We start from the raw sequence: 26,010 nt of genomic DNA on the forward strand, positions 1-26,010 counted from the left end.
GCACCCCAAGCCGCCGACCAGCTTCTCTCAAAACGTCAACTTCAAAACCTTTACGACTGCGTCAGATCCGCCCTGGGTGGACCGAAAAATTCCACCACAAGCCCCTCTCCCCCGTTGGCGCTATGAGGCGTCCCCGGAGGAATGTGATAGAATTCCCCTTTTGACACCCTCTTGGCTTCGCCATCAATTTCGAGGTCGACATACCCCTCGATGACAACGCCAATGGTTTCCTCCGCGTGGGAATGGACCGGCACTTTGGCGGCGGGTGTCGGCCTCATGGTCACAGCAGTCATATACTGCCCCTGCAGTACCGGATTGAGCCTTCCTGGTGCTGTCTCTCTCTTTGGAAGGGAATCGATCGTGTAAAAAGCCATCAGCCAGTTCCACTCCCTCTCTCAAGAAAAGCAGTATTTTTATATTTCATGGATCCAGGCAATCGGAGATCAACTCCAGACTGGATGGGCAGGCAGGCCGTACATCGTTCCCCCATACCAAGTCATAGCATCCTCATATAGATGAGAAGCATGGGATTCAAGCGTCAACAGGTCCCGCGCAAAGAGTTCCACGGGATCTCCTTTGAAGTGAGCATTCCCTCCCAGGGCAACGAGCACCCGGTGGGCAATATCCCCCGCCAGCTCAGCCGCTTGCGCTCGCCAGGCAAACATGCGGCCCCCCTCTTGGTCACTCACCACGGTTTTCCCTTCCTTGACCCATAACTCAAGTTGATCGATATAGCGATCAACAAGAGCTTCTAACGTCTCCAGTTTGACCCGGAGTTCACCCAGAAGTCGGTGGCTCACCGGTTTCTCCTTTTCCCTGGCCATCTTCTCATAAGGCCGAGCCCGCTTCTCAGTGCGCTCCTGGAAGATGTCCACCAGCCGCTCTGCTCCGGCCAAAGCCAGCACAGGGAAGCCTGATGCAAAAAGGGGCATGAATGGTACTCGATAGATCGGCTCATCTTCGTCCACCTCTCCCCCCAACGGCTTCCCGGTAATCTTGATCCTCAGAGGCAGGACGCGCCAAAGGGGAACCCATACCCCGTCCGCAACCACTCTGTTGCTAGCACTCGCCCGGAGGCCTAAAGTATTCCAGTTCTCCACCACTTTGAGTTCCGACGTCGGCACCGCCAAAAGACAAGGCTCCGGACCTTCCCCATCCGGCAGCTGTACCGGTGCCCCGAGTCCGATCCAATCAGCCCACAGAATTCCGCTGGCAAAGTCCCATTGACCATACAGGCGGTAGCCATCACCGTCTCGCTCCACCCGTCCTACGGGTGCTACCACGTCAGCCACGAATCCTCCTTTGTTAAAAATCTCTTCTCGCCCCTCGGGAGGAAGGTGGGCCACCCAAACTTCGTGAACGGGGTAGAAGTACACAAGCCAACCCGCAGCGATATTGTACCGCCCCACCGTCCGAATGACCTTTGCGAAGGTCCGCGGAGTTACGGAAAAGCCACCGTATCGTTTAGGGCGCAACAGCTTGTGCAACTCGGCTTCTTCAATGGCCTGGGCCACCTTGCCGGAAAACCTAGCGTTTCGATCCGCTTCATATGCTTCGGCTTCGGCTATTTTGCCCACTCGTTCCGCCTTGGCGAGCAGACTGGCAAGATCAACTTGCTGCGTTACCATGTTCATCTCTCCTTCTTCCCGTCGTTTCTCTCAGCTCATCCCTCAGACCGGGGGCATCGCCGACGAACGATCAGCGCGCCTCATAAACTGGCTTTTAGAAAGTCCTCATTCAAGAAGTTATCATAATACGACAATGCCTTTTTCAATTGCGATTCCGTCCACACCACGGGCTGATACTCGGGATGCAATTCACTGAATCGTCCGCCGGAGAACAATTCCAGCCTCACGCCGAACGGATCGTACAGGTACAGGGAATACGTTTTCCCGTAAGACTGCAGCGTGAGCCCGTACAAATCAATCTTCACGCCGTCCTCCACGAGAAATGTGGAGTCGTTCAGGATATCTGTTTCATCCAATTTTACAAAAGCGATGTGGTGCAACCCGGCCTCTTTCCCCGGGAAAACCGCAATGTCTTGGCCGTTGGTCGTGCGGAACAACAGGGCCGACATCGGCGAACCGTTGTCCCCGGCTTTGATCCATTCGGAGATCTGAAACTCGAGTACCTCTTGAAGGAACCGAATGGTTTCCTCCGGGTGGGGAGAGGTAATGCCCACATGTCCCAGGAATAAAGGAGCAGGAGTGCCCCGAAGTGCCCTGGGAACATTCCAGTCGGGGGAGGCATACCCCGTGACATACCCCACCTCTTCCATGGAATCAAACACTCGAAATCTGTGCCCTCCGGGAATGTGAAACGAAATGGACCTGCCGATGCCCTTGATGACACTCTCCGACTCCGCTCTCTCCACCGGAATGCCGCGAGCCGCCAATTTCCCTTGGAGCGCATCCAGATCCTGACCATCGCGCACCTCAAGACCGATTTCGACCAACCGATTCTCCGCGGTCTGCTCCACGATCAGGCTGTGGTGAAAAGGTTCGTGCCAGCAGCGCAGGTACACGCGTTCCCGTTCCCCGGCCGTTTCCACAAGCCCCAGCGTTTCCCGATAAAAGCGACTCGCCTTTTTCAAATCATTCAGGCCGATCCATACGTAGGCCACTCTGAGGATACCCCGATGTTCGACGCCCATCCCTTCTTCCACCTCCGCCCAATCTCTCCCCCGATCCGAAGGCCGGGTTCCACTAGGTCAAATCTTCAAAAAATTTCATGTCCATTTCCCGTTCGTAGTAGAAGACCCCGCGCGGGAAATTCTCCATATCCCACGCGACCTCCTGAACGCGGTTCGGGGCCCCGGGGGTGAAATAAGGGCCGTGGAAAATCTCGTTCCGATTGCCGGCGGGATCGTGGAAATAAATCGTCGTCACTCCGCTGACACCGTGGCGGGTCATGGCGTAATCAAAGGTTCGAACGCCGTTCTTTTTCAAGAGATTCACAGCCCGCACCAGATCGGCCCGGCTATCCACCCAAAAAGCCACGTGGTGCAAGCCCCCGTTGGGGCCCGGCGACATCGCCACATCGTGCATCGTGTTGGTGCAATACATCCAACTGGCCAACAATTTCCCCGACGGATCCCTCAACGTCTCGCTGGTGCCGAAGTCCAAAACCTCCCTAAAAAATTTGCTGTTTTCTTCCGCATCTGCCGTTGAAATCAGCAAATGGTCCAGCCGGGACAGCAGCGCCCGCCCAAAGGCGGATTCATCCGGCACCGGGTCCGGGTTTTCCATGCCTGAGAGATAGCCGAGTTTATCCATGTGATAGACCACTTCAAAGGTCTGCCCCGAGGGAACGATGAAGCGAATGCCCTCACCTTGGCCGGCCTCTTCGTTCTCCGCCACCCGCACGGCCCGGGTTCCCGTCCGTTCCACGAGTTTTTCAATCTCCTCGACGTCCTCCGGGCGATTCACCTTCAGCCCCACGTGGTCCAACCCGGCGCTGTCCGACGCCTTGAGCATCAAGACATGGTGGTCCTGATCCTCCGGCGTCCGCAGGTACACTTCCCCCTCCCGGCGGTCGGACACCACCAAGCCGAGCACATTGGCGTAATGGTTGACCGCCGCTTCCAAATCGGTGACATGCAACCCCACATGAGCCACTCTGTTCACTGACATGTGGTTCCCCCTCCTGAAATAGGGTTCGGGCGAATCTCGGCCCAAACCTTTTGTTTTTTCTGCTTCCAACCATTCAACGGACGCACCACCACATCACTTAAAGGCGTGGCCCGGCACAGCAACTCGTACTTGAGGTTTCCGGTGGCCGGATCCACCCGTTTTTTCCGAGAAACTGGCCCGGTATACCCCACCATTCCTTCCACGACCTCGGCGCGACAAGCTCCGCAGCCACCGTTTGCACACGTCACCCGAATGAGAATGCCCGCGCGCTCGGCCGCGTCGGTGATCACCTCCCCTTCCTCGCAATCAAGGATCTGCGGATGATCGTCCCCTTCCCCGAAGATCTGAATCCGGTATTTTCTCATGACGCCCCCCTCCCACAGGCCGCTGCGAGCTGTGATCAGCCGATCCGCCGGGCTCGGATCACCTCTTGTGCCAAGACTCCACCGGCTTCATCGGGTGGTCGACACGGCCCGAGCACTCACCGACCGCCTTTCTTTTTCCACATCCTCGACGTAGGAAAGCGCCTCACCTCCTTTCCCGGCCTCGCGACCGGCGATCTTCAGGGAAAACTGAGCGACGGCCCGGCCGTCCGCCGCCCCTTCTTGATCCAGCCGCGCGACCCGGGGCAGGATCCGCTCCACGTACATCCACAGGTCCTGCAAGGCCCTCTCCCGCACGTGAGCATAGCCCTTGACCAGATCCCCGGCTTGGGCTGCGAATTCCGCCAGCGACGGCCACTCCCGCAGCGCTCGGTACACGGCCGCTTCCCACCGCTCCATCATCTCCATCTCCTGCCGGTGGCGATACGACCGCCGCCGCCATGCCCGGCACCCGGCGATCAGTTTGAGCAAGGCGTATCCCGTCACCGATGTGCTCTTTAACCTCATCGGGAATTTCACATTCTGCAGGCGTTTGAAGCGTTCACCCTGTTTTCCGATCAATGCCCGCACCAACCGCGCGGGAAGAATTCCGTACAGTTGCGGGCCGTCGGGATCGAGGTATTCGGTCACCACAAACTTCTGCCCTTTCTTTATCCCAAAGTTTTCCTTGATCTTTCTGAACCTTTCGCGCCGGGTTTTGAGTTGGGCAACCCGCGGCGCATCTTCATAGGTCATCCAAACGGCCAAATGACGGGCAAAATACCGAGTCACCGGCCAATCGCGCGCCTCCCCCCCGGGCAAAGCGCGACGCTCCGCCTCCCAAATGCCTCGCACCCGTTCGATGTACTCGTCCACATACCTCGCATCTTGATAATCCAACAGGCGATAAACCGCCTCAGCCAAGATCGGCATCAGCCACCCACCGAATGTCTCTTCAGCGCCTCTGAGCAGCCGGCGATAGGCCTGAACTTGCCCGCTGCTGGTCAACCGAGCCTCCAGTTCCGCAGCCCTGTCCCGCCAAGATACAGGCTCCTTCCGAACGGGAGGGGGTAGGATTGCCCCTCCTTGACTCACCAACCGGTATCCCTCGTCAAAGCTGCGGAGATTGCGCTCCGTGTCCACGCCGCTTTCTTCAATGGCCCTCCGAAACGGTTCAGGCGCCAACCGAAGCTTCCTCGACGCGACCATCATACCCAGCAGCAGGGCGTTGCTCGTGAGTTCCGGCAGCCCCAGGGCGCGAACCGTGCCCGCCGCATCCAGCAAATACACATCGTCGGTCAATTGTTTCGCAGTAGTCATGATTTGTTCGACGGGATAGGTTCCATCTCCTGCAGGCATTTTCTCCAAGGTAGTATAATATCTGTAAACGTTTCCGATAATTGTACATCCCGGCGCCGCAAATCCCCCCCGGAGCAATCGGCCCAATTCCAAAAGCTCTTGCCCCACCACCAGATCCACATCTCCGGGATGGGCATACACAGAAATCATCGGCCGTTCCAGCCCAGGCGTCGCTTCCACGTAATAGGTCACAGTGCCCGATCGTTGGGCCAGCCCGAGAACGCCGATGCTTTGGGCAAACCATCCCGCGTAATAAAATCCGCGAACCAACCAATTCGTGAGCAGCCCGCCGCCTTGTCCTCCAACCGTTCCGATCAGAATTCTTACAACCCGGCGCTGAGACCCTGATCCGGGGCGTTCCTGATCCTGCGATCCCATGAATGACAACCCCTTTTCTCCTTCGTTTGCTTCGATTGAGCCCCCGGCCTCCTTTTTCATCCGGCCTTGGCCCGGACGAACATGCCGGAGATCTTTTCGACGATCCGCTCGTACCACGGGGTGTTGATCACAACGCTGACTTTGTAAAAAGAGGGGCACAACCAAGCGGCCTGGGCCACTTCTCCGCATACGCCACAGCCCACACACTGATGGTCGATGGTCGCAATCTTGGACTCCCGCAACCGATTCGGCGATTCACCCAGTGTCAAGGAAGGACATCCATTGAAGCGAATACACGCATGATCCCCCACACAAACCTCGTCGTCCACGCCCAGCCGTTCCACGACCACGCGCTTGCCCGCCGCGATGTCCTTCTGTCGCTTCGGCCGAATTCGGCGCTGCCTCTCCAATTGGCATTCCGCTTCCGAGATGAGGACCCGCAGCCCTCCCTCCGGATCCTCGCGCAACCGTTTTAGTTTTTTGGTGAATTTTCGATAATCGTAGGGATTCTCCTTCTCCACTTTGCGAATGCCAAGCCCCCGCAAGGCCTCTTCGATCTTCATCCGCACCCGGGTTTTCTCTCCGGTGAGCGTCTGCCCGGTGGTCGGGTTCTCATGGTGTCCGGTCATCGCCGTCCATCCATTGTCCAACACCACGTAGGTGGCATTCTGATTGTTGTAGAGCGCGTTGACCACTGAACTGTTCAGCCCGCTGTGCCATAGAGTCCCGTCGCCGATCACGGATACCACTTTCTGGTCTGTCATCTCGGACAATGCCGCCGCGGCAGCCAATCCCGCCCCCATGCCGATATTGGAGTCCGCCATCCAGAAAGGCGCCAATCCCGCCATTCCGTAACAACCCACATCGCCCGCATGGAAGTCGACCTCCCCCGACAATTCCTCCATGATCTTCATCTGACTAAACACGGGTCTCTCTGGACAGCCGACGCAAAATGTCGGAACGCGGGGCGTGACCGGCTCCAGCATCTTCTCCGCCATTTCCTTCCTCTGCAGCCGGAGGGCGGTTTCTCGCTGCACCGTTTCGCCCAATTCCGGCAGCGCCCGCTCCAGAAACTGAGCCAGAGCCGGTAAAAGTCGGTCCGGTGTCAATTCCCCCACATCGGGCACGATATCCTGGCCGTGGAACGCCACCGGGACCCGGGAACGGTGCAGGATGGAGCGAATGCTCTGTTCAAGGAGATTGGGTTTCCCCTCTTCCACCAGCAGAACGATTTCTTTCCCCTCGAAAAACTCGAGGACCTGCCTTTCAGAGAGAGGGAAAATTACATTTAACTGAAGAATGTCGAGGCGTTCGTCCACCCAACCGTCCTCATTCGCCAACCCGAACGCGCTCAAAATCCTCATCACCGTGTTGCACGTAAAGCCGTGGGTAATCAAACCGATCTTCGCCTTCGGAGAGCCAAATCGTTCGTTCAACCGATGTTCAAGCAGAAATTTCTCCGCTTTGGGCAACCGTTCTTGGTACTTGCTGCGTTCGTGCTGTTGCGTATTGGGCGGAAGCGGGGTCTTGCTCGGGTCTTTCGCCACCCGGGCAATTTTATCCTTGACATTGAAGACGGCCCGGCGGTTGCCCTTGGTCCGGATAAAGCCGTGGGTATGTGAGAGTTGAGGACGCAGGAGAAAAACAACGGGCAATCCAGAGATTTTTGACATTTCCATGCCCTGCATGACCATGTCGCTCAGGATCTGCAAATCCCCTCGGGGATCGATCACAGGCATGCCGGATTTCATGGCCCATGGCAGGCTTCGCATGGCCACGCTGGTGCTGGCGACCCCATAATCTTCCCCGACGATAATCATCGCCCCGTCCTTGACGCCGATGGCCGCAATGTGATCCAGTACATCCGAAGCCACGCTGTTCCCGAGAACCTTCCACGTCACAGCCCCTCGGATCTCCGCAAAAGCGGAGGCTGTCATCATGGCGCCGGCCGACATCTCGTTGGCCGACGATTCCACGTAGACACCCATCGGTTTGAGGACCGGCTCATAAGCGTCTGCCACCGCATCGATCAGGTTCGCCGTCGGAGCCCCCGGATAACCGCCAAAATAGCTGATCCCGGATTGGAGCAAGGACTTGAGTACGACGAGCGCCCCGTCGCCGTACAGCACTTGACCTTCCCCAAACTGAAGTTGGGCAATATCGGATTCTGTATACGCATGCACGCGCTGGTGCACCTCCTTCTTTCAGCGATCAACCGAACGTAACATTGTAATTTCTCGATAAATTCACTGTAAAGCACTGTTTTCTGCATTTCACTATACCGGGCGCTTCAGATTTCATCAAACGTCTGGATTCATATATGAATCGCGATCTGGTCGTATGTGAGAAAAACCACAGGGAGCTCCCCGGCGGCCACCGTGCCCCACTCTGGTAGCGTAATCCGATAATCGGCGAGAAATTCCAATAAAAGGGCCTCGAACCCTCATCCGCCCGATCCACCTCATCGATAAGGGTTCGCTTTTCGTTCTTCACGACATGCAAAGGCTTACAGTGTTCATTGACGCCCATCCCGCCTTTTGACGATATGGGCAAAGGGATGTGCGTGTGACAGAGGGAGTAAGGGAAACCAAATAGCAAAAATCCGTGTCATTCGACAAATCGGCAGGAATTATGACGACCCGCGTCGAATTAATACCAGCGGTTTTGCGTTTTGCGCCGGAGCGAACCGGTTGATTTAGTTAAGCCGAGAGGAGGAGACTCGTTGCGCCGACGTATGCTTACGGCAATCGTCGCAGGGTGTTTATTCACCGGCATCGCACTGCCTGCGGCCCAAGCGGAGTGGATTACCCCTTACCAACCACCCGCCGGACTTCGGGACTTAACCAATCAATCCCATACCTTGCAGACACAGATCCAGCAGCTGCAAGGCCAAGCGAACGATACACAAAGACAGATTGCGAGCTTACAAGACCAGTTGGTGAATTTGGACGCCCGGATTGCGGATACTGCGCAGGAATTGACCGCCGCAGAGAAGCAGCTCCAGGTTCAGCAAGACTTGCTGAACAAGAGGCTACGGGCCATGTACGAGGACGGCACGGTCAGCTACCTGGAGGTACTTCTCTCATCCACCAGTTTCAGCGATTTTGTCGACCGGATGTACGCACTCTCGAGGATCGCCATGCAGAATCGGCAGATTTTCGACGAGACCAAAAAGAAGCTGGACGAGGTTCAAGCTCTGAAAAGAGACCTCGAAAGCCAAAAGCAACAGCAACAGTTGGCCCTCATGAACTTGTCGGACGCCTTGCGGAAACTTGTAGCTGAGAAACAACGTCGCGAGAATCAACTCGGACAAGTACAGCGGCAACTCTCCCAGCAATCGGCCCCCGGGGCAGTCTATGCCATGGTCGGTCCGGGTCGGGCTTCGTGGAGCGGGGGAGCAGCAGCGCCGAGCCTTTCCGCCCGGGGATTGACGTCCATCCCCCAAGCCGCGATGGCATACATAGGAAACTCTTACGTCTTTGGAGGAGCAAGCCCCCAGACCAGCTTCGATTGTTCCGGCCTCGTTCAGTGGGTGTATGGGCAATCGGGCATCGGTTTGCCGAGAACAGCCCAAGGGCAGTACAACGCCACCCAACACATCGGAGAGGGCCAGGCCCAGCCCGGGGACTTGGTGTTTTTCACCGGGACCTACGACGCGTCCGACACCGTCACCCACGTCGGGATTTACCTCGGCAACGGCCAAATGCTGAGCGCGGACAATGCGGGAGTGGGCGTTCGCTCGATTACGTCGGGATATTGGCGCGACCATCTGTACGGATTCGGGCGGGTGCGCTGAACAGCACGGAAAAAACGAAGCTCAACTTTACCAAAGGATGCCCGGACAGCTCTCGGCCGTCCGGGCATCCTTTTTCATTCAAGGGGCAATCATTTCGTTAGCGCTATAGCATCTAGGCGATAGTCGTCAGGGGTAAACAACCCTGTTCCGTCCTATTTACTCTCCTGCAAAAACCACATCCAAATCAATGACCAAATCCTCAAACAAACCGACACGCAGTCGATCGCCCTGGCCGTAAACGGCATCCAACTCGAAACGTCCATCCAGGTTCAAACGGAAGACCTCTACGGTACTGTTCACGGGTTCCACAATCCAATACTCTTTGACGCCCGCCCGCTCATAAAGCTTGTACTTGATCCATCGATCCTTCTTGCCCGTGGACGGTGAAAGGATTTCCACGATTAAATCCGGACTTCCGGCGCATCCCCGTTCATCTAGTTTCGCCGTATCACAAATGACACTGAGATCGGGCTGAACAACGTCAAAGATCTCATCGTCCCCTTTTGTTTCTGCAAAGAGTCTCACGTCAAAAGGTGCGACAAAGGCTTCACAAGGTTTGCCCCGGAGGTACGAAGTGAACTCCGCCGCCAGTTGACCCAGAATGAACTGATGCCTCCGGGACGGGGACGGAGACATATCGTAGGGTACGCCATCGATGAGCTCCCAACGCTTATCATCTAGCCAATTTAAATAATCTTCGTAATTGTACCTGCGATCCGGTTGGTGTACCGATGAACTCAATCGACTCACCCTTTCGCCAGCTCCAAATTCGGGAAACCGCGCGACCCCCGATAAGACCAGGCGATAAAAGAAACGGACGATCGACACTACCCGACCGTCCCCGTTAGACCGTCATTGCGTGGTGGGCGGTGACGGGATCGAACCGCCGACCCCCTGCTTGTAAGGCAGGTGCTCTCCCGCTGAGCTAACCGCCCAACAAAATGGTGGAACCGAAGGGATTCGAACCCTCAACCCCTGCGCTGCCAGCGCAGTGCTCTCCCATTGAGCTACGGTCCCACATCTCTCCGCCCGGTGGACGGCTGCCCTTCTCACTTGCCGCCTTTGCGCCTTCGCGGCGGACAGTTGCTATTATACGTCATCCCACAAATCCTTGCAAGGGGTTTTGAACGGAAACGGGCGGTGCGATTCGACCGCCCGGAACTTTCCTTCGTCGCTTCCCAATTGACGCCCGCCGACCACCAGGTGACCTCGTCCCGTCGGGCCGCCTCACTCAGCTTAAAACGCCAAAAACCTTCAGCTTTCAACCCACCGCTTCTATGCGTTGTTCCGCCACGCGCACCGGTCCCAAGCCGCGTGGTACCTCCAGCGACTCCCGCGTTTCGGCGCCCAGCGCCCGCGTGATGTAGTCGCAGGCCACGTTGGGGTCAATGCGATTCCCGCACGTATATACATCGATACTCGCATACCCGTGTTCGGGAAAACTGTGAATCGTCAGGTGCGATTCGGAGATAATCACCACGCCGCTGACGCCCTGCGGCGCAAACTTGTGAAAAGCCACTTCTCGAATCTCTGCCCCGGCTTCTAGAGCCGCCCTTACCATGATCCGTTCGATTCCCATCAGGTCGTTCAACTTCTCCCGATCGCAGCCCCACAGCTCAGCAATCACATGACGACCCATCGTGTCCATGTTGAATCCCCCTTTAAAGCTGATCTCATGCCCTCCCAGGCATGCGGGACCTACGCCATCCACCACGGGGGAAAGTTAGTCCATCACGCAGACACGCGCGAACCGGGCGAATCCAACAGGAAAACTCGCCCCGGCATGAGGTCCTAACCCTTTAAGTGGATGCTGGTTCCTATGAATTCCTCACCTCTTCGGCAAGTATACGCAAGATAGTATAAGGCTTTCCTCCCGGCTTTGCAACTTGAAATTCTGTCCTATTCCTCATTTTTTGCCCCGTTTCGACAAAAATGGGCGCATGGCTTCGAGATGGGCCTCCCGGCCCCACAGCGATGAACACATTTTCGATTCGAAGTCCATCGCTTGTTCCAGACTCCCCGAGGACCGCACGATGGAAAGGAGGCCCGCCACAGCCGCGGCATCCCACCGGGCCCACCGCTCAATCTGGCGCACCGCCCTTTCCAGCAGTTCATCCCCGGGCACCAGCTCATCCAGCAGTCCGCGCTCCACGGCCTCCTCTCCATTGTAGACTTCCCCGTCCAACAATACCGGCAACGCCCGGGCTTCCCCCAGTCGCCGCACTAAAATCGAGCCTCCTCCCCACCCCGGTACAATCCCCAGAGTCACCTGAACAAAGCCCACGGACACGTCCGGTGTGCCAAGCCGCCAGTGGCAGGCTGCAAGCACCTCGGCGCCGCCGCCCCGTACCGCCCCCCGGGCCGCCGCCACCACCGGTTTCGGGCAAAAATAGATCTGCTCCAACACGTAGCGCATTCTGGACATGACGGCGTAGATCGCCGCCCGTCCTCCACCCTTCCCCAAATATTGCTTGACGTCCCCACCCGAAATAAACGCCCGATCCCCCGCACCGGTAATGACGATTCCCCGTACCGCCGGATCCTGCCGGCACTCCCTGATCGCCTCGGCCAACGCCTCTGCCGTCGACTCATCAATGGCGTTGCGCACCCCGGGCCGATCCACAGTAATGATCGCCGCCGGCCCCCTGCGTTCTAATCGAATCCCTTCCATCCACCTCATCCTTTCAAGCCCTGCCCGCTCATCGCCCGACCCCGGTCCCTGCCTCCACCCGGCTCCGGCGGCGGGCACCCCCGATCAACGCCGGGTGACGATCCCGCAACTCTCGATCGATCATCTCGAAGGCTTGCCGAATGTCCCATTGCGCCTCCGGGGAAGTACGCAGGTTAATCAAATGGTACAGTTCCCACAAATTAACGGTCATGATCACTTCCCGCCGGTGGGCATTCGTGACGCAGTAAGGAACGGCTTCGGGACAGAGTCCCCGGATCTTCTCCCGCACCTCGTCACTGTAGGCCAGAAAATCGGTCAATAATCCCGCCAAACCCGCTTCTTCCACCCGAGGGGGGATGACCCACCCGCCCGCACCCCCCGGGACTCCGTAGGTAAAATCCGCCCCGCGATTGTGTCGAAGCAGTTGGTGCCAATTCGCTTCGGACACCCGGAGAAGAATCCGGTACACCACTGTTTTAAACGCCCCATGAGGATGGTCATGAACCGTTAAATTTTCCCATGACGACCGAATCATGTCCTCTAAATCTTCCGGGTCCATCCCTTCGGCCCGGCGGCGGGCTTCTTCGAAATCGTATCCCCCATGTGCCAGCCACAACCCCGTCACGAGGGCCACCAGCGATTCCCGATAGTCCGGCAGCGATAACCACTCGACTTCGGGGCCACTTCTCGCTCCACCGCTGTCCTGCCCATGCGTCCCGGCTGCCCACGTCCGCGCCAAACCGCGAAGATAGTCACTGGGTGAAATGTGCCGCAACAGCGTCGGCAATCGCCCCGCCACCTCCTGAGTGAGCTCCACCGCCAAATCCCGGCATTCGGTGTAGGGACCGGACAAAAGATGAACGATGGCATCTCGAACTGCCCGTCCGTTCCCAGTGAGACCCAAATTCGTCAAAGTCGCCAGGGTGAGCGCATACCTGGCGTCCTCAAAAGCGGCCTTCTCAATTCGAATCCGATGGGACCGTTCCGACTCACCGTCCCGCCGGGGAACCCGCCGGGCAAACTCCCCCAGCAAGCCTTCGTACAACGCTTCGTAAACGTCAAAGGCTCGGTCCTGCAGGCCTTTGTACAGGCTCAGGGACTCCGGATCGCGCTGTAATTCAGGAGGAAAGTAGACATCCCCCCGGCGAGGGCGCTGATATCGCTGGCTGTACTCGGTAAAGCTATTAAATCGCGATCCCAACTCCAATTCCGCCGAGGCCAGCCGACTGATCCCCTCAATACCAACATGGACGACAGCATGTTCGGCGACACTGGAATGCCCATATCCGATGACCCAGCGCTCGTGAAAATCTCCAGCGATTTTCTGCGCCCGTTCCGCCCCGGCATCCCCGGAAACAGCCCGCCCCCCTTGTAACTGCCCTTCCTCCAGAAGCTTGGCCAAATTCTCCCGAAACCCCTTCGGACTGCGGCTGACATAGGCAAAAACGACCGCAATGACTTCCTCCGGCAAATTGTCGATGGTGAATACCCGACGATCCAGATTCGATACATATGTAAGGAGGGAATTCATTCAGGTTCGACCCTCTCTCGTGATATTCGCCCATACCGGCGCGACTTTATTTTAACAGAAACGCGGGGGCCGGTCCCCCTTTCGCTTGGGACCGCCGGGGCGAAACGGCTTGCGTTACGTTTGACTGTACGGTTATCTTTTCGTACAATAAGATTGGAAGGTGGCTTATCAAAAATCAACCTTCGAAAGGAGGGACTCGATGCAATCGGACGGTCTCTATCGCATTGGAGAGTTGGCGAAAGCGGCGAGGGTCAGCCGGAGAACGGTAGATTTTTATACCCGCATGGGGTTGGTGACTCCCGAGGAGCGAACCGAGGGCAACTACCGGCTGTACGGGGAAGACGCGCTCAAGCGCCTCCTATACATCCAGGAGTTGAAAAAGCGGAAGTATACCTTGGAGGAGATTCGCAACCGGCTCGATGCCATGGACCGTCAAACTCCTCCCTCCGACACGGTACACCGAATGGAAAAGTTACAGGAGTTGATGAAGCAGCTCGAAACCGAACTGTCTGAGCTCCGTCCCGAACTTCGCCAATGCGCCACTCGATTGTCCGATTCGTTTCAGCGAACGACAGTTCAACGCGCATTGGCGCAAGGGCTGTCCCTGGCTCAGGCGCTTTTGCTGTTTATCTACGATTCTCAATGGCTAAACCTGTGAGGTGCCGCGGATGAATTCACTGAAAACATGGCTTTTGATGGGTGTACTGACGGTCTTGCTGGTCCTGTTGGGTCGATGGGTGGGGGGACCGTCCGGGGCGCTGATATTCTTGCTGCTGGCTGTGGCCATGAATTTTGTTGGCTACTTCTTCAGTGATTCCATCGCCCTGCGCATGTCCGGGGCGCGGGAGCTGCCCGAATCGGAAGCCCCCCAGCTCCACGCCATGATTCGACGGCTGGCGGATCGGGCCGGGTTGCCGATGCCTCGGGTGTACATCACCCCGTCGCCCCAGCCCAACGCCTTTGCCACCGGACGCAACCCGCAACACGCCGCTGTGGCTGTCACCGAAGGGATCCTGAGACTCCTAACGCCCCACGAACTGGAGGGCGTCCTGGCTCACGAACTGGCCCATGTGCGCAACCGCGACATTCTCATCAGCAGCATGGCGGCCATGTTGGCCGGTGCCATCACCTGGATCGCCGACGCCATTCAGTGGGGGGCGATCTTTGGCGGTTTTAGCCGGCAGGACGACGAGGAGGGACCAGGGCTCCTCGGCGGGCTGTTTATGGCGATCCTGGCTCCCATCGCGGCCACGTTGATTCAACTGGCGATCTCGAGGGCCCGGGAGTTCAAGGCAGATGCCACCGGGGCGAGGATCGCCGGAACGCCTGACGGCTTGGCTTCGGCCCTTTTGAAATTGGAGGCCGCCGCTCAACAGATTCCGTCGTTCGTCAACCCGTCCACCGCTCACATGTACATCGTCAACCCCTTGAAGGGCTCGACCATTGCCGGCTTATTCAGCACCCATCCCCCCATCGAGGAGAGGGTGCGACGCCTGCGAGCGATGCACCTCTGAGGCGTTATCCAAGACGCCCCCATCCGGTCAGCCGTCGGAGTGGGGGCGTTTCTCTGTTTCGTTCAGAGACTGGAGACTCGAAACCCGGACCTCCCAGATGGGCAGTCGGGGCTGTTTCCCCGACCGAGTGACGAGGCGCCGCCGGGCGATTCGGCCGGATACTTGATACCATCTGTCCCTTTGCACCGATTCGCCTTCAGAAAGGATCAACAATACCTCCTCCACCCGGTACCCGTCGAACAGGAAGGGCTCCACCGACAATCGGGCCACCGTCAGCTGTGCATCATTCTCGACGTCAGTATACACAAAGGCATTCTCTTTGGCCCGCCCGACCACCGTGACGATCATGACCATCCCCTCTCCATTTCAATCCCGGTCTGGTCCACAGGTTCACAAACACCCGTCCCGACTAACGGGGGATGTAGATGAGTAATGCCAGGATTTGATACACCAATGCGGCCAGAAGGGCACTGACCGGCAAAGTGACCACCCAGGCGGACACGATCCTCCCGGCGACACCCCATTTCACCTTGGCAACCCCCTTGGCCGCTCCCACGCCCATCACGGCCGAAGCGATAACATGGGTGGTGCTGACCGGCTGTTTCGCAATCGTCGCCCACAACAAGACCAGGGATGAGGTTAAATCGGAGGCAAAGCCATTAATCGGCTGCATCTTCATAATACCACGCCCCACCGTTCGAATGATGCGCCACCCTCCTACCGACGTGCCCAGGGCCATGGATGTGGCGGCAGCCAGCTTCACCCACAAGGGAATCTCCGCCGTTTGGAGGTAGCAGGCGGAGATTAACGCGAAGGTGATAACACCCATGGTTTTTTGCGCATCATTGGTCCCGTGCATGAACGCCTGAAACGCTGCGGAAAGAACTTGAACTCGTCGGAAACCCCGGGTCACCCGGGACGGTGCCACGTTTCGCACCACCCACAACAGACTGGTCATCCCGGCGAAACCGAAAATCAAGGCCAGGACGGGCGACAGGATCAGCCATTGGATAATCCGCAGAAAACCGGACCAGTGCAGGGCATCCAGGCCGTGAGAAGAAAGCACCGCCCCTGCGACAGAACCGATGAGGGCGTGGGAAGAACTGCTGGGGAGGCCATAGTACCACGTGGCGAGATTCCAGGCAATGCCGGCAATCATCGCGGACGCGATGATCCAAAGGCCGTCTTTCAGAACAAAGGGATTGGCGATTTCTTTGCCGACAGTCTGAGCCACTCCCGTGAACATGAGCGCCCCCAGCAGGTTCATCAGCCCGGCCACGGCCACCGCGATCCGGGGCCTTAGGGCCCGGGTCGAAATCGATGCCGCCACAGCGTTCGCCGTGTCGTGAAATCCATTGATAAAGTCGAAAATAAGAGCGAGGCTGACCACCACGGCGACCAAAGCAATGTCGGCGCTAGGCATTCTTTAAAATGACTCCTTCGACCAAATTCGAGACATCTTCGCAAAAATCCATACCATCTTCAAGTTTCTCATAAATCTCTTTCCATTTAATTACATAAATCGGATCATATCCCGGTTCGTTTAACAGCTTTGCCACCGATCGCCGATACAGCTGGTCCGCATCCATCTCCCATCGTTTCACTTCCTCGCATAAAGAACGAACCGGCTCAAAAGACAGCCTTCGCATCTCGTGTATCAGTTTGACCAGGGCCCCCGTCGCCCGCTCCATATCTTTGCACATCTCCACCACCTCAGGAGTCGGGTGGCCGACTTCATACAAAAGCATGCGGTCCCCCACCCCGGCAACCATGTCCAGAACGTCATCAATGGTAAAAGCAAGGCCCGAAATGTCTTCTCGTTCGATGGGCGTGATGAAAGTCTTATTGAGTCGTTCGATGATCTCCCGGGTTATGTCATCTCCTCGATGTTCAATTTCTAGCAGGTGATCCACCTTCGTTTGGGGATCGGTGTAATCGTTCACTAAACTGAGTAACTGCCGCGCCCCTTCGTGCAGATTCGCCACTTCTTTTTCGAGAAGGTCAAAAAAAACATCGTTCCGCGGCCCGAGATGTAACATGATCGCAGAGTCCCCCTGTCAACGTCCACCCTTCGCTAACCGAACGGTTGATCGATTCCTCTTTCATTGTACCGAGGACACCTTTTGCCGGGCAAGGGAAAGACAAAAGTTCCCTAACACATTCTTTACCGTTGTGAACCATACTACAAAAGACCAGCACTGCCCCGGGCAACCAAACCGGAGAGGAGGACGTTTTTCGTGCGCCCGAACAGCTCATCGGGGAGTTGACGCGGAATGACGAGTACTGATGCGAAGGGCGGGATGTTCTGATGGCCAGGCGCCGACTCCTCATGGTCTGCACCCTGCTGATGTCTCTATCGAGTGTTCGCCCTACCGCTGGAGTCGCCACGGCTGAGGCGGAGGTGGGAGGTCCGGTGGCCACCCGACAAAGCCCGGCCGTCGTCCGGGAAGCGCCTGTCGAACAGTGGTCCAGGGCCTACCGGGTGCCGAAAGCCTGGGTGCAAGCGGTGTGGGCCTATGAGAGCCATATTCATAGCGGTAAATCCACTCAGCTCAACGGCCCGGATCGGCCGCTGTGGCTCGGTCTCGGTAACCCGGGGCTTGAGGACGCGCCTTCCATTTTCGTGTTTGAAGGCGTGGGACGAGATGGGGATGGGGACGGGCGATGCGATATCCGGAGTGCCCGGGACCGCACCTGCGCGGTCCTGGACTGGCTATCCCGAAACGGAGTGACCACCGCCCCGGAAATTCGGCGCAGCCTCTGGCAATGGTACGAGGACAGTGTCATTGTGGAACGGATCACGCTGTTTTCATCCTTATTCGCCACCCACACCCCTGCGGAAATGTCCCGCCACGCCTTTCCCCTCCCGTTGCGTAGCTCATATACGTATCGCAATACTTGGGGACAGGCCCGAGGGTGGGGAGGACGCCGGATCCACGTGGGGACCGACCTCTTTGCACCCTACGGCACTCCGGTCCGCAGCACCGTGTGGGGATATGTGGAAACAAAAGGGTGGAATCCCTACGGGGGATGGAGAATCGGCATTCGGGATATCGACAACACTTACCATTATTTTGCCCATCTGTCGGGATACGCAAAAGGACTATCCATCGGTCAAATCGTCAAACCCGGACAGGTCATCGGGTATGTGGGAAGCTCGGGATACGGTCGAAAAGGCACATCGGGAAAATTCCCTCCCCATCTTCATTACGGCATGTACGTCGACGCGGGGAGCGAAGAATGGCCGGTGAATCCCTATCCCAACCTGGTTCAGTGGGAGCGGGAGGAACGAAAACAGACAAAAAGATAAAGGAGCCTGGGCAAAAAAAAACGGGGGAATCGACCCCCGTTTTGGGGTTTTACTCGTTTCGGTAGGTGACGTCCCGGACGGGATGCATGAACAGTTCCCCTCTCTGAAGCCTCCGCTCTGTATCCTCCCGGATTTCCTGGTTCTCTTCTCTTTGCGAGCCGGGGTCTCGTGGATTGTCGATCCACTGCTGCCCCGACAAGGCTGCGGGGTCGACGTGGATACTCCAGTAATCCAAGGGTGTCTCCCGCCACCTGGCATCCTGTTCGGCCTCTTGCCCGGCGGGCGTGCGTTCATTCATTTTGACGCCACCTCCCGATATTACTGTGCCCGATTCCTCGACTCCTTAACGTTGAACCCCCCGCGGTCCCACCGTACGGAGCAGCCGCGCCACCGCAGGCCCGACCCGGGGCAAGGACTCGACTTCCTTTGGCGCCACCGCCCCGAGAAGAACGGCCGACACCGCAAACGCCCCGGCGCCGATCATCACTGCGCCGCCTAGTTCCAAGGCCAACGCCCATCGAGAGTGATCAGCCCCCATCCATCCACCGAAAACCCACTGCCACAGTTGGACGGCAACCACCATGCCCGCCGTTGCCAACGCCGGCTTCCCCCAGAGGGCAATGGGGGATAGGCGCAGGGAAGTCAACCGTTTCATCTGGTAAAGATTCAATTCGGCAGCGACCCAATACGAGACCACCGACGCCGCCGCAGCACCTCCGATGCCCCACAAAGGAACCCACCACAGGTTTAGCACCACTTTAAGAACCAAGCCGATAAAGAGATTCACCACCGGGCGGACGGTCATCCCCATCCCTTGTAAGACACTTGAGGAAACCGATTCGAGGGTGCTGAAAACGGTGGAAAGGGCCAGAATGGCAATGGCGGCGGTGCCGGCATCGTTCCCAAACAACACGATGTTGGTCGGACCCGCCAAAAGGGCCAGTCCCACCCCGGCGGGCAAAGCGATGAGAATCGAGGCGCGCAAAGATAAAGCGGCGAACTTCTGAACCCCCGCATAATTTCTTACTGCATACGCCTCGGATACAAGCGGGATGATCGTCAGCGCCACCGTCGTGGCAAACGTGGCGGGAATGGCGATGATTTTCTGCGCCCGCCCGCTCAAAATGCCGAATTGGGCCATCGCCTCATCTTGAGAAAGGCCCACTTGGTGAACCAGAGACATCGTGACGGTGGAGACATCCGCTTGATTGAACAGCGGAACCACCAGCGCTCCCAAGCTGATCGGTATGGCGTAAACCACCACCCGGGCGAGAAGCCGTCCCATGGGCACGGCGGTGGAAACCATGCTTTTCCGGAGCAACGCCCGTACGCCGGGCCGGTGCTTGCGAGAGGTCCCCACCAACCACCACAAGGCCGCCAACCCGCCGGTGAAGGCCCCAAGGGTACTCATGGCGGCAATCTGTTCCACCGGGGCCCCCCACTGGGTCATCGCATAAGCGACACCGAGAACCGTCACCACCCGCACGATCTGCTCCACCACCTGGGAGTACCCGGTTGGTTCTACCATTTGCCATCCTTGAAAATATCCCCTCATAATAGCTATTACTGGGAATACGAGCAGAGCCGGAGCCATGGCCTGAACGGCGGGGATCACATCTTTGTTATCCCCGGCAAAATATCGCACATAGGCCGGGGCACCAAAATATTGGATCACGGCGAACAGCAGGCCGCTGAACCACATCATGACCAGCAAGGCCCGGTAGAGGCGCTCACTCGTGCGGTAATCGCCTTTCGCATTGTACTCGGAGACGAATTTCGAAATGGCCAAGGGCAAGCCGGCGGTGGAGATCTGAAGAAAAATATTGTAAATCGGGTAAGCGGCGTTATAGATCCCAACACCCCGATCGGCAATCAGGTGCTGCAAAGGTACGATATAAATGAGCCCGAGCAATTTACAAAAGAATACGGCCGCACTCAGGAACAAGGTGCCGTGGACAAAGTGCTGAGCCGCAGTGCGTTTTTCCTTCAAACCCTCCATCGCCCTTTCCCTCGAGCTTCACCCGCATCACGTCGCTGCCCCTACTCTAACGTGTTTTGTCGATCCAGACAAGGAGGAGACCTGGAGAGACCTGTCAGCCTCTGCTCCTCGGTCTGCGTCTAGTCTCCTCCGTATAGAAATAGGACGACAGTCGATGGAAGGGAGGCGTGGCGATTGCCAGGTCCGGTTTTCGGCGGGAGACTGCTCGCCTGGTTGTGCTTTGGCGCAGGCCTCTACCTGCGGAATGTCCCTTTGATCGTCATGGGTATTGCGGGGATGGCCACCTGTCGTTTCGGGGATGCCGCCGCGGTATGGTACGTATTGATCATGAGCATTTTCTTCTTGGTGCATCCGGTGGTCGCCCTCTGGTGGCCCGGAACCGCCACATGGTTCGACCCCGCCGGCCGCACCCTTCCCTGGGAGGCGGCCATCGCCCTCGCGGGCTTAGCGGCATGCAATTTTGCCGGGTGGGGAGGACATATTAAAGGCGGGAGGGGGATGAATCCATGAAGCTAAAAGACCTGATGACCACCCAAGTGTCCTACGTATCCCCGGCTTCCACCTGTAAGGACGCCGCCCGGGTGATGAACGACATCAACGTAGGGTCGGTGCCTGTGGTGGACAAAGATAAACTGGTGGGTATCTGCACAGACCGAGACATCGTCTTAAAATGTATCGCTGCGGGAAAAGATCCCGCCACCACGGCGGTGAAAGACTGCATGACCGCCAACCCCATCACCGGAACCCCGGATATGGATGCACATCAAGCCTCCGACCTGATGTCACAGCATCAAATCCGCCGGCTGCCCGTGGTGGACCAGGGCAAACTGGTGGGCATGGTGGCCATCGGGGACTTGGCGGTCACGGCGATTCACCAGGACGAGGCCGGAGAAGCGCTGAGCGGAATTTCCCAGGGCGTGCATTAACCACACGTTCATGGCCCAACCCCGAGGGCAGGGACTCACACGAGCCCCTGTCCTCCTTTGTTGACAGAGTTTCTTAGCTTGAGCCCGGGCGGTCCGGCCTGTCCGCCGGGGGGATCATAAGCCATGGCCCAACCCGGCACGGGATTCACCGACCCGCAGTTTCCCGGGGGGGTCGGAGATCCATTCCCGCTTCCTCCCGGCACGTCCCTTGCCGGCACCGTCTCGGGACGCGGTTGCAGGGTCCCGGGACCGTGGTTGCGGCGGTCCTGAAGCCAGGCTTGTTCCACGGCAGCCCGCATTTCCTCGGGGGTAACCGTCACCCCGTGCTGGCGCAGACGCTGGCTGAGATATCCCATAGCTTGTTCCAGTTTAGCCGGACCGTCGGAGTCCCTATACACGGTTTCAGCAAAGGAAAAGGCCTCGGTGGCCAGACAAGCCAGCAAATCCCTCTGCGCCTTCGTCGCGTGCATCCGAAGATAATCGGCCACCTTCCGCCCGGCCAAGTGAAGCAAGGCCAAACCCAGAGCCGCCAAAAACTGCAACACGAACAACACCAGCTGATTGGCCAGAGGTACCCACCACGGGTCCATCGGCGGTCCCTCCTTCCTGTTCCTTTTTCCCACCCTATGCGATGACACCTCCCCGGGGTGCGATGGTGAGAAGCGATCTCCACTTTTGATGTGCATCTTCCACGCCGTGGCGCAAACAAGTTTTGTAGGAGAGGAAGAAAGTGTTAGGCTAGGCCCGTACAGCCCGGGAACAATAAGATCACACCACCAAAGGAGGTGAACGAGATGGCTCAAGGACAGAAACGAAATGTCCTGGTCGTCCAGGCGGCGACCCGGGCTCTGGACCAGCTGAAGTATGAAGTGGCTTCCGAGTTGGGGATCGCGACCCCCCAAGACGGGTATTGGGGAACGATGACGACCCGGGATACCGGTGCCATCGGAGGAAACATCACGCGAAAACTCGTTGCCTTGGCTGAGCAGCAACTCGCCGGCCGGCAATAACGGACGGTCTTCTATCGGTCACAAAAACCCCCCACCAGGCGCTGTGGGGGGTTTTCATCTGGGGCTCCTCGTGGCATCGAGACCCCGAGTTTTAACGCTGATCCAAGGGCACGTAAGTCAGGTCCTGAGGCCCGACATATTCCGCCCGGGGGCGAATGAGCCGGTTGTGGTCGTACTGCTCCAGCACGTGGGCCGTCCACCCGGCAATTCGGCTCACTGCAAAGATCGGCGTGAATAAATCCACGGAGATCCCCATGGAATAATACGTAGAAGCAGAATAAAAATCGACATTTGGGTACAAACCCTTCTCTTCCCGCACCACCCGTTCCACCGCTTGAGAAATCTGGTACCATTTTAGATCCCCGGCCTCTTTTCCCATCTGCTCGGACATTTTGCGCAAATGGGTCGCCCGCGGATCCTCCGTTCGGTAGACGCGGTGACCGAAACCCATGATCTTTTTCTTTTCGGCCAGAGCCTGTTTCACCCAAGATTCCGCCCGGTCGACCTCCCCGATGTCCAGAAGCATCTTCATCACCTGTTCATTGGCCCCTCCATGAAGGGGGCCCTTTAGAGTACCGATGGCCGAGGTGATGGCCGAATACAGGTCGGAGAGGGTTGCGGCTGTGACCCGGGCAGAGAAGGTGGAGGCATTCAGTTCGTGGTCCGCGTGAAGGATCAGGGCCGTATCAAACACCCGCCGATGGACGGGACTCGGTTCTTGACCAAATAGCATATACAAAAAATTCCCCGCGATCGATAGGTCATCCCGGGGGGCGACCGGATCCCGGCCATGACGGAGCTGCTCCCAGGCCGCGACAATGGTCGGCAACTGTGCCACCAGCCGGGCCGCTTTTCGCAGATTCGCTTCCCGGGACGTTTCTCCCGCCTCGGCGTCATACGTCGATAACAAGGAGACGGTGGTCCGCAACACCTCCATGGGGGACGCCGACTGCGGAAAGCTGCTCATGGCCTTAGCCACTGGCTCAGGCAATGACTGATGTCGGTGCAACTGGGCCTTGAGATCATCCAGCTCACTCTTTTTCGGCAATCGACCATGCCACAACAGAAACACGACTTCCTCAAAGGTGGAATGGGTCGCCAAATCGTGAATATCGTATCCGCGATAGATCAAGCGACCTTTTTTCCCATCAATAAAGCAGATCTGCGATTCGGCCACAACCACGTCTTCGAGGCCTTCGCGAAACGTTTGTTCTCCCATGCCGTCTTCCTCCAGCGAATGAAATTTCCCGTGTTAGGGTGCCCGAACCCCGGGTGGGGATTCCCTGAATCAGCTCGGTCCGGATTGGTGCCCGATCCAGGCCGTACCATCCTCCCAATGTTCTTTTTTCCATATCGGCACAAACTGTTTAATGCGCTCAATGCCGTATCGGCTGGCCTCAAAGGCGTCCTCCCGGTGCGGAGACGCCACCGCCACCACCACGGCGATATCCCCGACCTCCAGGCGACCGATCCGATGAACAATGGCCGCCCTCGCTCCGGACCAGCGGCTTTCGATCTCGTCACCGATCTGATAAAGCGTCCGCCTGGCCATCTCCACGAAGGCGTCGTATTCCAAATACACAGTCCGTTTCCCCTTGGTCCATTCCCGAACCATCCCGAGAAACGGAACGATTGCCCCCATCTCCGGGCCGGTCACCCAGGAGATGACCGCAGAAACGTCGATGGGTTCCTCCACGACCCGAAACCGTTCCTCCCGCAGCATCTTTTCCGACATCCCCCTCAGCCTCCACTGACCGGCGGAATAAACGCCACCTGATCCCCCGATTTCAGGACGCGTTCCGGCCCGGCGTACTCCCCATTGATCGCCACCATGCAGCGGTCTAAGAGATCGGCGATCTGACCGAATTGGTCCCCGACCCGACCCCGCAGATCCCGGACTGCGACTCCTTCGGGAAGTTCGATCACAGTCTCCCGCTCGTTCATCCGATCCGCCAGCTCAGCAAACCACAGTACGTTCACCCGCACGATGTTCACGCTCCTTTTCACCGGTTCGCCCATTGTCATTGTACTCCCCCACGACGGAAAGACCAACGGGATGTGTCGTAAAATCGACAGTTTCCACCCTTCGGAACGGTTGTCAGCCGGGATTTTTGGGTATATCCTAAAGATAAGCCCATGGGTGGCGGTGGCCCGGGAGGTGAACGCCATGCTGTCAAACATCGGTTTTCCCGGTTTGATTCTAATACTCATCATTGCCCTGGTGGTTTTCGGTCCAAGCAAACTCCCGGAGATCGGCAGGGCCGTGGGACGAGGGCTGCGGGAATTCAAAGATTCGGTGCGGGATGTGACCAGTACCGAGGACAAACAGGAGACACCTGCGGTACAGCAAGCTCAGACATTAAAAGACCGCGAGGTTTAATCCTTCGCGGTCTTTTTTCCGCCCTGTGGCTTCAACCACTGCGCCGCCGGGGCCAAGCAGGAGCAACCAGGCTCTGGGCGACAGAGGGATCCGGCGTCCACCCGGGATCCTGGTAAACTGCCCTCACGGTGGTGTAGATTCCCCCCCGGACATTGAACTCACCGATGACCTCCAACCAACGCGGCTGGGCTGCCGTGACAAAATCCTTCAGAATCCGGTTGGTCACGTCTTCGTGAAAATGCCCTTCATCGCGAAAACTCCACAGGTACAGTTTTAAAGACTTCAGCTCGACGATCCACGGCCCGGGAATATAGCGAAAATAGATCACGGCAAAATCCGGTTGTCCGGTTTTCGGACACAGGGCTGTAAACTCCGGACACTCGATCCGGACTTCATAGTCCCGGTCCGGGTGCGGGTTCGGTACGACTTCCAGTTCTTTCGACGGTTTTGTCGACAACGTTCTTCCCCTTCCCGTTTGGTCTCAGGAAAACTGTGGAGGGCGAGCGGGGGGCCAGTGGTGTGGGTCTGACCTAAATTCCTCCAAAATCCTTCGCTGATCCTCGGTGACAAGTCCACGTTCCGTGGCCACCTCAATCAGCGTGGAGTAATCGGTCAGCGCGAACCACGGCACCCCCGCCCTGGCAAACGCGTCCTTGGCTTCGGTAAACTCATAGGTGACGACCGCCGCCACCCCCACGGGAGCATAACCGACCTCCCGAAGGGCGGACACGGTACCGAGTGCACTGCCTCCGGTGGAAATCAAATCTTCCACCACCACCGTTTTGGAACCCGCAGGAAGGCGTCCTTCCACCCGGCTGGCGGTACCGTGTCCCTTCGCTTTATCCCGGACGTATACCATGGGGAGACGAAGGCGATCGGCCACCCAGGCCGCGTGGGGAATCCCCGCTGTGGCCGTACCGGCCACTCCCTGGACCTCCGGCCAGCGCCGGCGAATTTCTTCCACCATGGCGTCGGCCACCGCCTCCCGCACCCGGGGATACGAGATGATCAAACGGTTATCACAATAAATCGGCGAGCGAATCCCCGATGTCCAGACAAAGGGCTCCTCCGGGCGCAGGAATACAGCACCAATATCCAACAGATGCCCGGCGATCAACCGGGCCACCGAGTCCATCCCCATC

30 protein-coding genes and 2 tRNA genes are annotated in these 26,010 nt (G+C 57.9%); 8 read left to right on the forward strand and 24 right to left on the reverse strand.

The window, feature by feature from the left end; genetic code table 11:
• Nucleotides 1-50: 50 nt before the first annotated feature.
• The 7 genes from BTUS_RS11765 to BTUS_RS11795 all read right to left on the reverse strand — a co-directional run bounded on the left by BTUS_RS11765 (nt 51) and on the right by BTUS_RS11795 (nt 7,914).
• Nucleotides 51-374, reverse strand: a complete 324-nt coding sequence (locus tag BTUS_RS11765; protein ID WP_013076293.1) for a cupin domain-containing protein — start codon at nt 372-374, stop codon at nt 51-53.
• A 69-nt stretch (nt 375-443) separates the two neighbouring features.
• A complete protein-coding gene (locus BTUS_RS11770; RefSeq protein WP_013076294.1) occupies nt 444-1,628 on the reverse strand; it encodes an acyl-CoA dehydrogenase family protein in 1,185 nt (394 codons plus the stop codon).
• Between the two features lie 80 nt (nt 1,629-1,708).
• Nucleotides 1,709-2,653 carry a VOC family protein gene (locus BTUS_RS11775; protein ID WP_013076295.1) on the reverse strand — a complete coding sequence of 315 codons (945 nt, stop codon included), beginning with the start codon at nt 2,651-2,653 and terminating at the stop codon, nt 1,709-1,711.
• 52 nt (nt 2,654-2,705) lie between these two features.
• Nucleotides 2,706-3,632 (reverse strand): VOC family protein, encoded by a 927-nt coding sequence (locus BTUS_RS11780; RefSeq protein WP_013076296.1) that lies wholly within the window; start codon nt 3,630-3,632, stop codon nt 2,706-2,708.
• Complete coding sequence (locus tag BTUS_RS16960) at nt 3,623-3,997, reverse strand: 2Fe-2S iron-sulfur cluster binding domain-containing protein (protein ID WP_013076297.1); 375 nt, start codon at nt 3,995-3,997, stop codon at nt 3,623-3,625. Before BTUS_RS16960 ends, BTUS_RS11780 begins: the two co-directional genes overlap by 10 nt.
• 87 nt (nt 3,998-4,084) lie before the next feature.
• Nucleotides 4,085-5,731, reverse strand: coding sequence for an indolepyruvate oxidoreductase subunit beta family protein (locus BTUS_RS11790; RefSeq protein WP_169307977.1), 1,647 nt, complete (start codon nt 5,729-5,731; stop codon nt 4,085-4,087).
• A gap of 56 nt (nt 5,732-5,787) precedes the next feature.
• The gene (locus BTUS_RS11795) at nt 5,788-7,914 is read right to left on the reverse strand and encodes an indolepyruvate ferredoxin oxidoreductase subunit alpha (protein ID WP_013076299.1); all 2,127 of its coding nucleotides are present in this window, start codon (nt 7,912-7,914) and stop codon (nt 5,788-5,790) included.
• 539 nt (nt 7,915-8,453) lie between these two features.
• On the opposite strand from BTUS_RS11795, the gene BTUS_RS16965 reads away from it, so the two are divergent.
• Entirely contained in the window at nt 8,454-9,527 is a 1,074-nt protein-coding gene (locus BTUS_RS16965; RefSeq protein WP_013076300.1) for a C40 family peptidase, read from the forward strand.
• 156 nt (nt 9,528-9,683) lie between these two features.
• Here BTUS_RS16965 and BTUS_RS11805 read toward each other — a convergent pair whose 3' ends face one another.
• The 6 genes from BTUS_RS11805 to BTUS_RS11830 all read right to left on the reverse strand — a co-directional run bounded on the left by BTUS_RS11805 (nt 9,684) and on the right by BTUS_RS11830 (nt 13,729).
• Complete coding sequence (locus BTUS_RS11805; protein WP_245543307.1) at nt 9,684-10,277, reverse strand: Uma2 family endonuclease; 594 nt, start codon at nt 10,275-10,277, stop codon at nt 9,684-9,686.
• A 110-nt stretch (nt 10,278-10,387) separates the two neighbouring features.
• A tRNA-Val gene (locus BTUS_RS11810) sits at nt 10,388-10,462 on the reverse strand.
• A 7-nt stretch (nt 10,463-10,469) separates the two neighbouring features.
• Nucleotides 10,470-10,544, reverse strand: a tRNA-Ala gene (locus tag BTUS_RS11815).
• A gap of 244 nt (nt 10,545-10,788) precedes the next feature.
• A complete protein-coding gene (gene speD / locus BTUS_RS11820) occupies nt 10,789-11,175 on the reverse strand; it encodes an adenosylmethionine decarboxylase (protein ID WP_013076302.1) in 387 nt (128 codons plus the stop codon).
• A gap of 258 nt (nt 11,176-11,433) precedes the next feature.
• The gene (locus BTUS_RS11825; protein ID WP_013076303.1) at nt 11,434-12,198 is read right to left on the reverse strand and encodes an enoyl-CoA hydratase/isomerase family protein; all 765 of its coding nucleotides are present in this window, start codon (nt 12,196-12,198) and stop codon (nt 11,434-11,436) included.
• 28 nt (nt 12,199-12,226) lie between these two features.
• Nucleotides 12,227-13,729 carry an FAD-dependent thymidylate synthase gene (locus BTUS_RS11830; RefSeq protein WP_013076304.1) on the reverse strand — a complete coding sequence of 501 codons (1,503 nt, stop codon included), beginning with the start codon at nt 13,727-13,729 and terminating at the stop codon, nt 12,227-12,229.
• A 199-nt stretch (nt 13,730-13,928) separates the two neighbouring features.
• Between BTUS_RS11830 and BTUS_RS11835 the strand changes: the two genes are divergently transcribed.
• Complete coding sequence (locus tag BTUS_RS11835; protein WP_013076305.1) at nt 13,929-14,387, forward strand: MerR family transcriptional regulator; 459 nt, start codon at nt 13,929-13,931, stop codon at nt 14,385-14,387.
• Between the two features lie 10 nt (nt 14,388-14,397).
• Nucleotides 14,398-15,243 (forward strand): zinc metalloprotease HtpX, encoded by an 846-nt coding sequence (locus BTUS_RS11840; RefSeq protein WP_013076306.1) that lies wholly within the window; start codon nt 14,398-14,400, stop codon nt 15,241-15,243.
• A gap of 27 nt (nt 15,244-15,270) precedes the next feature.
• Here the strand turns inward: BTUS_RS11840 and BTUS_RS11845 are convergent, their stop codons facing one another.
• From BTUS_RS11845 to BTUS_RS11855, 3 genes are all read right to left on the reverse strand, one after another.
• Complete coding sequence (locus BTUS_RS11845; RefSeq protein WP_041304236.1) at nt 15,271-15,591, reverse strand: hypothetical protein; 321 nt, start codon at nt 15,589-15,591, stop codon at nt 15,271-15,273.
• Between the two features lie 61 nt (nt 15,592-15,652).
• On the reverse strand, nt 15,653-16,666 hold the full coding sequence (locus BTUS_RS11850) for an inorganic phosphate transporter (RefSeq protein ID WP_013076308.1): 1,014 nt from the start codon (nt 16,664-16,666) through the stop codon (nt 15,653-15,655).
• Entirely contained in the window at nt 16,659-17,282 is a 624-nt protein-coding gene (locus BTUS_RS11855; protein WP_013076309.1) for a DUF47 domain-containing protein, read from the reverse strand. The genes BTUS_RS11850 and BTUS_RS11855 overlap by 8 nt, the downstream gene beginning before the upstream one ends.
• 269 nt (nt 17,283-17,551) lie before the next feature.
• On the opposite strand from BTUS_RS11855, the gene BTUS_RS11860 reads away from it, so the two are divergent.
• Nucleotides 17,552-18,553, forward strand: a complete 1,002-nt coding sequence (locus tag BTUS_RS11860; protein ID WP_013076310.1) for a M23 family metallopeptidase — start codon at nt 17,552-17,554, stop codon at nt 18,551-18,553.
• A gap of 49 nt (nt 18,554-18,602) precedes the next feature.
• On the opposite strand, the gene BTUS_RS11865 is transcribed toward BTUS_RS11860, so the two are convergent.
• Nucleotides 18,603-18,851, reverse strand: coding sequence for a DUF3905 domain-containing protein (locus tag BTUS_RS11865; protein ID WP_013076311.1), 249 nt, complete (start codon nt 18,849-18,851; stop codon nt 18,603-18,605).
• A 45-nt stretch (nt 18,852-18,896) separates the two neighbouring features.
• Nucleotides 18,897-20,552, reverse strand: a complete 1,656-nt coding sequence (locus BTUS_RS11870) for a putative polysaccharide biosynthesis protein (protein WP_013076312.1) — start codon at nt 20,550-20,552, stop codon at nt 18,897-18,899.
• A 174-nt stretch (nt 20,553-20,726) separates the two neighbouring features.
• Between BTUS_RS11870 and BTUS_RS11875 the strand changes: the two genes are divergently transcribed.
• Both BTUS_RS11875 and BTUS_RS11880 read left to right on the forward strand, forming a co-directional pair.
• The gene (locus tag BTUS_RS11875) at nt 20,727-21,062 is read left to right on the forward strand and encodes a hypothetical protein (RefSeq protein WP_013076313.1); all 336 of its coding nucleotides are present in this window, start codon (nt 20,727-20,729) and stop codon (nt 21,060-21,062) included.
• Entirely contained in the window at nt 21,059-21,478 is a 420-nt protein-coding gene (locus BTUS_RS11880) for a CBS domain-containing protein (protein WP_013076314.1), read from the forward strand. The genes BTUS_RS11875 and BTUS_RS11880 overlap by 4 nt, the downstream gene beginning before the upstream one ends.
• A 35-nt stretch (nt 21,479-21,513) precedes the next feature.
• Here BTUS_RS11880 and BTUS_RS11885 read toward each other — a convergent pair whose 3' ends face one another.
• Nucleotides 21,514-22,068 carry a phage holin, LL-H family gene (locus BTUS_RS11885; RefSeq protein WP_013076315.1) on the reverse strand — a complete coding sequence of 185 codons (555 nt, stop codon included), beginning with the start codon at nt 22,066-22,068 and terminating at the stop codon, nt 21,514-21,516.
• Nucleotides 22,069-22,272: 204 nt separating this feature from the next.
• Here BTUS_RS11885 and BTUS_RS11890 point away from each other — a divergent pair, with 204 nt between their 5' ends.
• Entirely contained in the window at nt 22,273-22,488 is a 216-nt protein-coding gene (locus tag BTUS_RS11890; protein ID WP_013076316.1) for an alpha/beta-type small acid-soluble spore protein, read from the forward strand.
• 91 nt (nt 22,489-22,579) lie between these two features.
• On the opposite strand, the gene BTUS_RS11895 is transcribed toward BTUS_RS11890, so the two are convergent.
• The 3 genes from BTUS_RS11895 to moaD all read right to left on the reverse strand — a co-directional run bounded on the left by BTUS_RS11895 (nt 22,580) and on the right by moaD (nt 24,507).
• Nucleotides 22,580-23,707, reverse strand: a complete 1,128-nt coding sequence (locus BTUS_RS11895; RefSeq protein WP_013076317.1) for a citrate synthase — start codon at nt 23,705-23,707, stop codon at nt 22,580-22,582.
• A 69-nt stretch (nt 23,708-23,776) separates the two neighbouring features.
• The gene (locus BTUS_RS11900; RefSeq protein WP_013076318.1) at nt 23,777-24,223 is read right to left on the reverse strand and encodes a molybdenum cofactor biosynthesis protein MoaE; all 447 of its coding nucleotides are present in this window, start codon (nt 24,221-24,223) and stop codon (nt 23,777-23,779) included.
• A 5-nt stretch (nt 24,224-24,228) separates the two neighbouring features.
• On the reverse strand, nt 24,229-24,507 hold the full coding sequence (moaD, locus tag BTUS_RS18485; RefSeq protein WP_052300620.1) for a molybdopterin converting factor subunit 1: 279 nt from the start codon (nt 24,505-24,507) through the stop codon (nt 24,229-24,231).
• A gap of 148 nt (nt 24,508-24,655) precedes the next feature.
• Here moaD and BTUS_RS11910 point away from each other — a divergent pair, with 148 nt between their 5' ends.
• The gene (locus BTUS_RS11910; RefSeq protein ID WP_041305855.1) at nt 24,656-24,868 is read left to right on the forward strand and encodes a twin-arginine translocase TatA/TatE family subunit; all 213 of its coding nucleotides are present in this window, start codon (nt 24,656-24,658) and stop codon (nt 24,866-24,868) included.
• A gap of 31 nt (nt 24,869-24,899) precedes the next feature.
• Here the strand turns inward: BTUS_RS11910 and queF are convergent, their stop codons facing one another.
• The gene (gene queF / locus BTUS_RS11915; RefSeq protein ID WP_013076321.1) at nt 24,900-25,325 is read right to left on the reverse strand and encodes a preQ(1) synthase; all 426 of its coding nucleotides are present in this window, start codon (nt 25,323-25,325) and stop codon (nt 24,900-24,902) included.
• Nucleotides 25,326-25,349: 24 nt separating this feature from the next.
• A complete protein-coding gene (pyrE, locus tag BTUS_RS11920) occupies nt 25,350-26,009 on the reverse strand; it encodes an orotate phosphoribosyltransferase (protein WP_013076322.1) in 660 nt (219 codons plus the stop codon).
• Between the last annotated feature and the right edge of the window lies 1 nt (nt 26,010).

The organism is Kyrpidia tusciae DSM 2912 (genome assembly GCF_000092905.1).
Classification (GTDB): Bacteria; Bacillota; Bacilli; order Kyrpidiales; family Kyrpidiaceae; genus Kyrpidia; species Kyrpidia tusciae.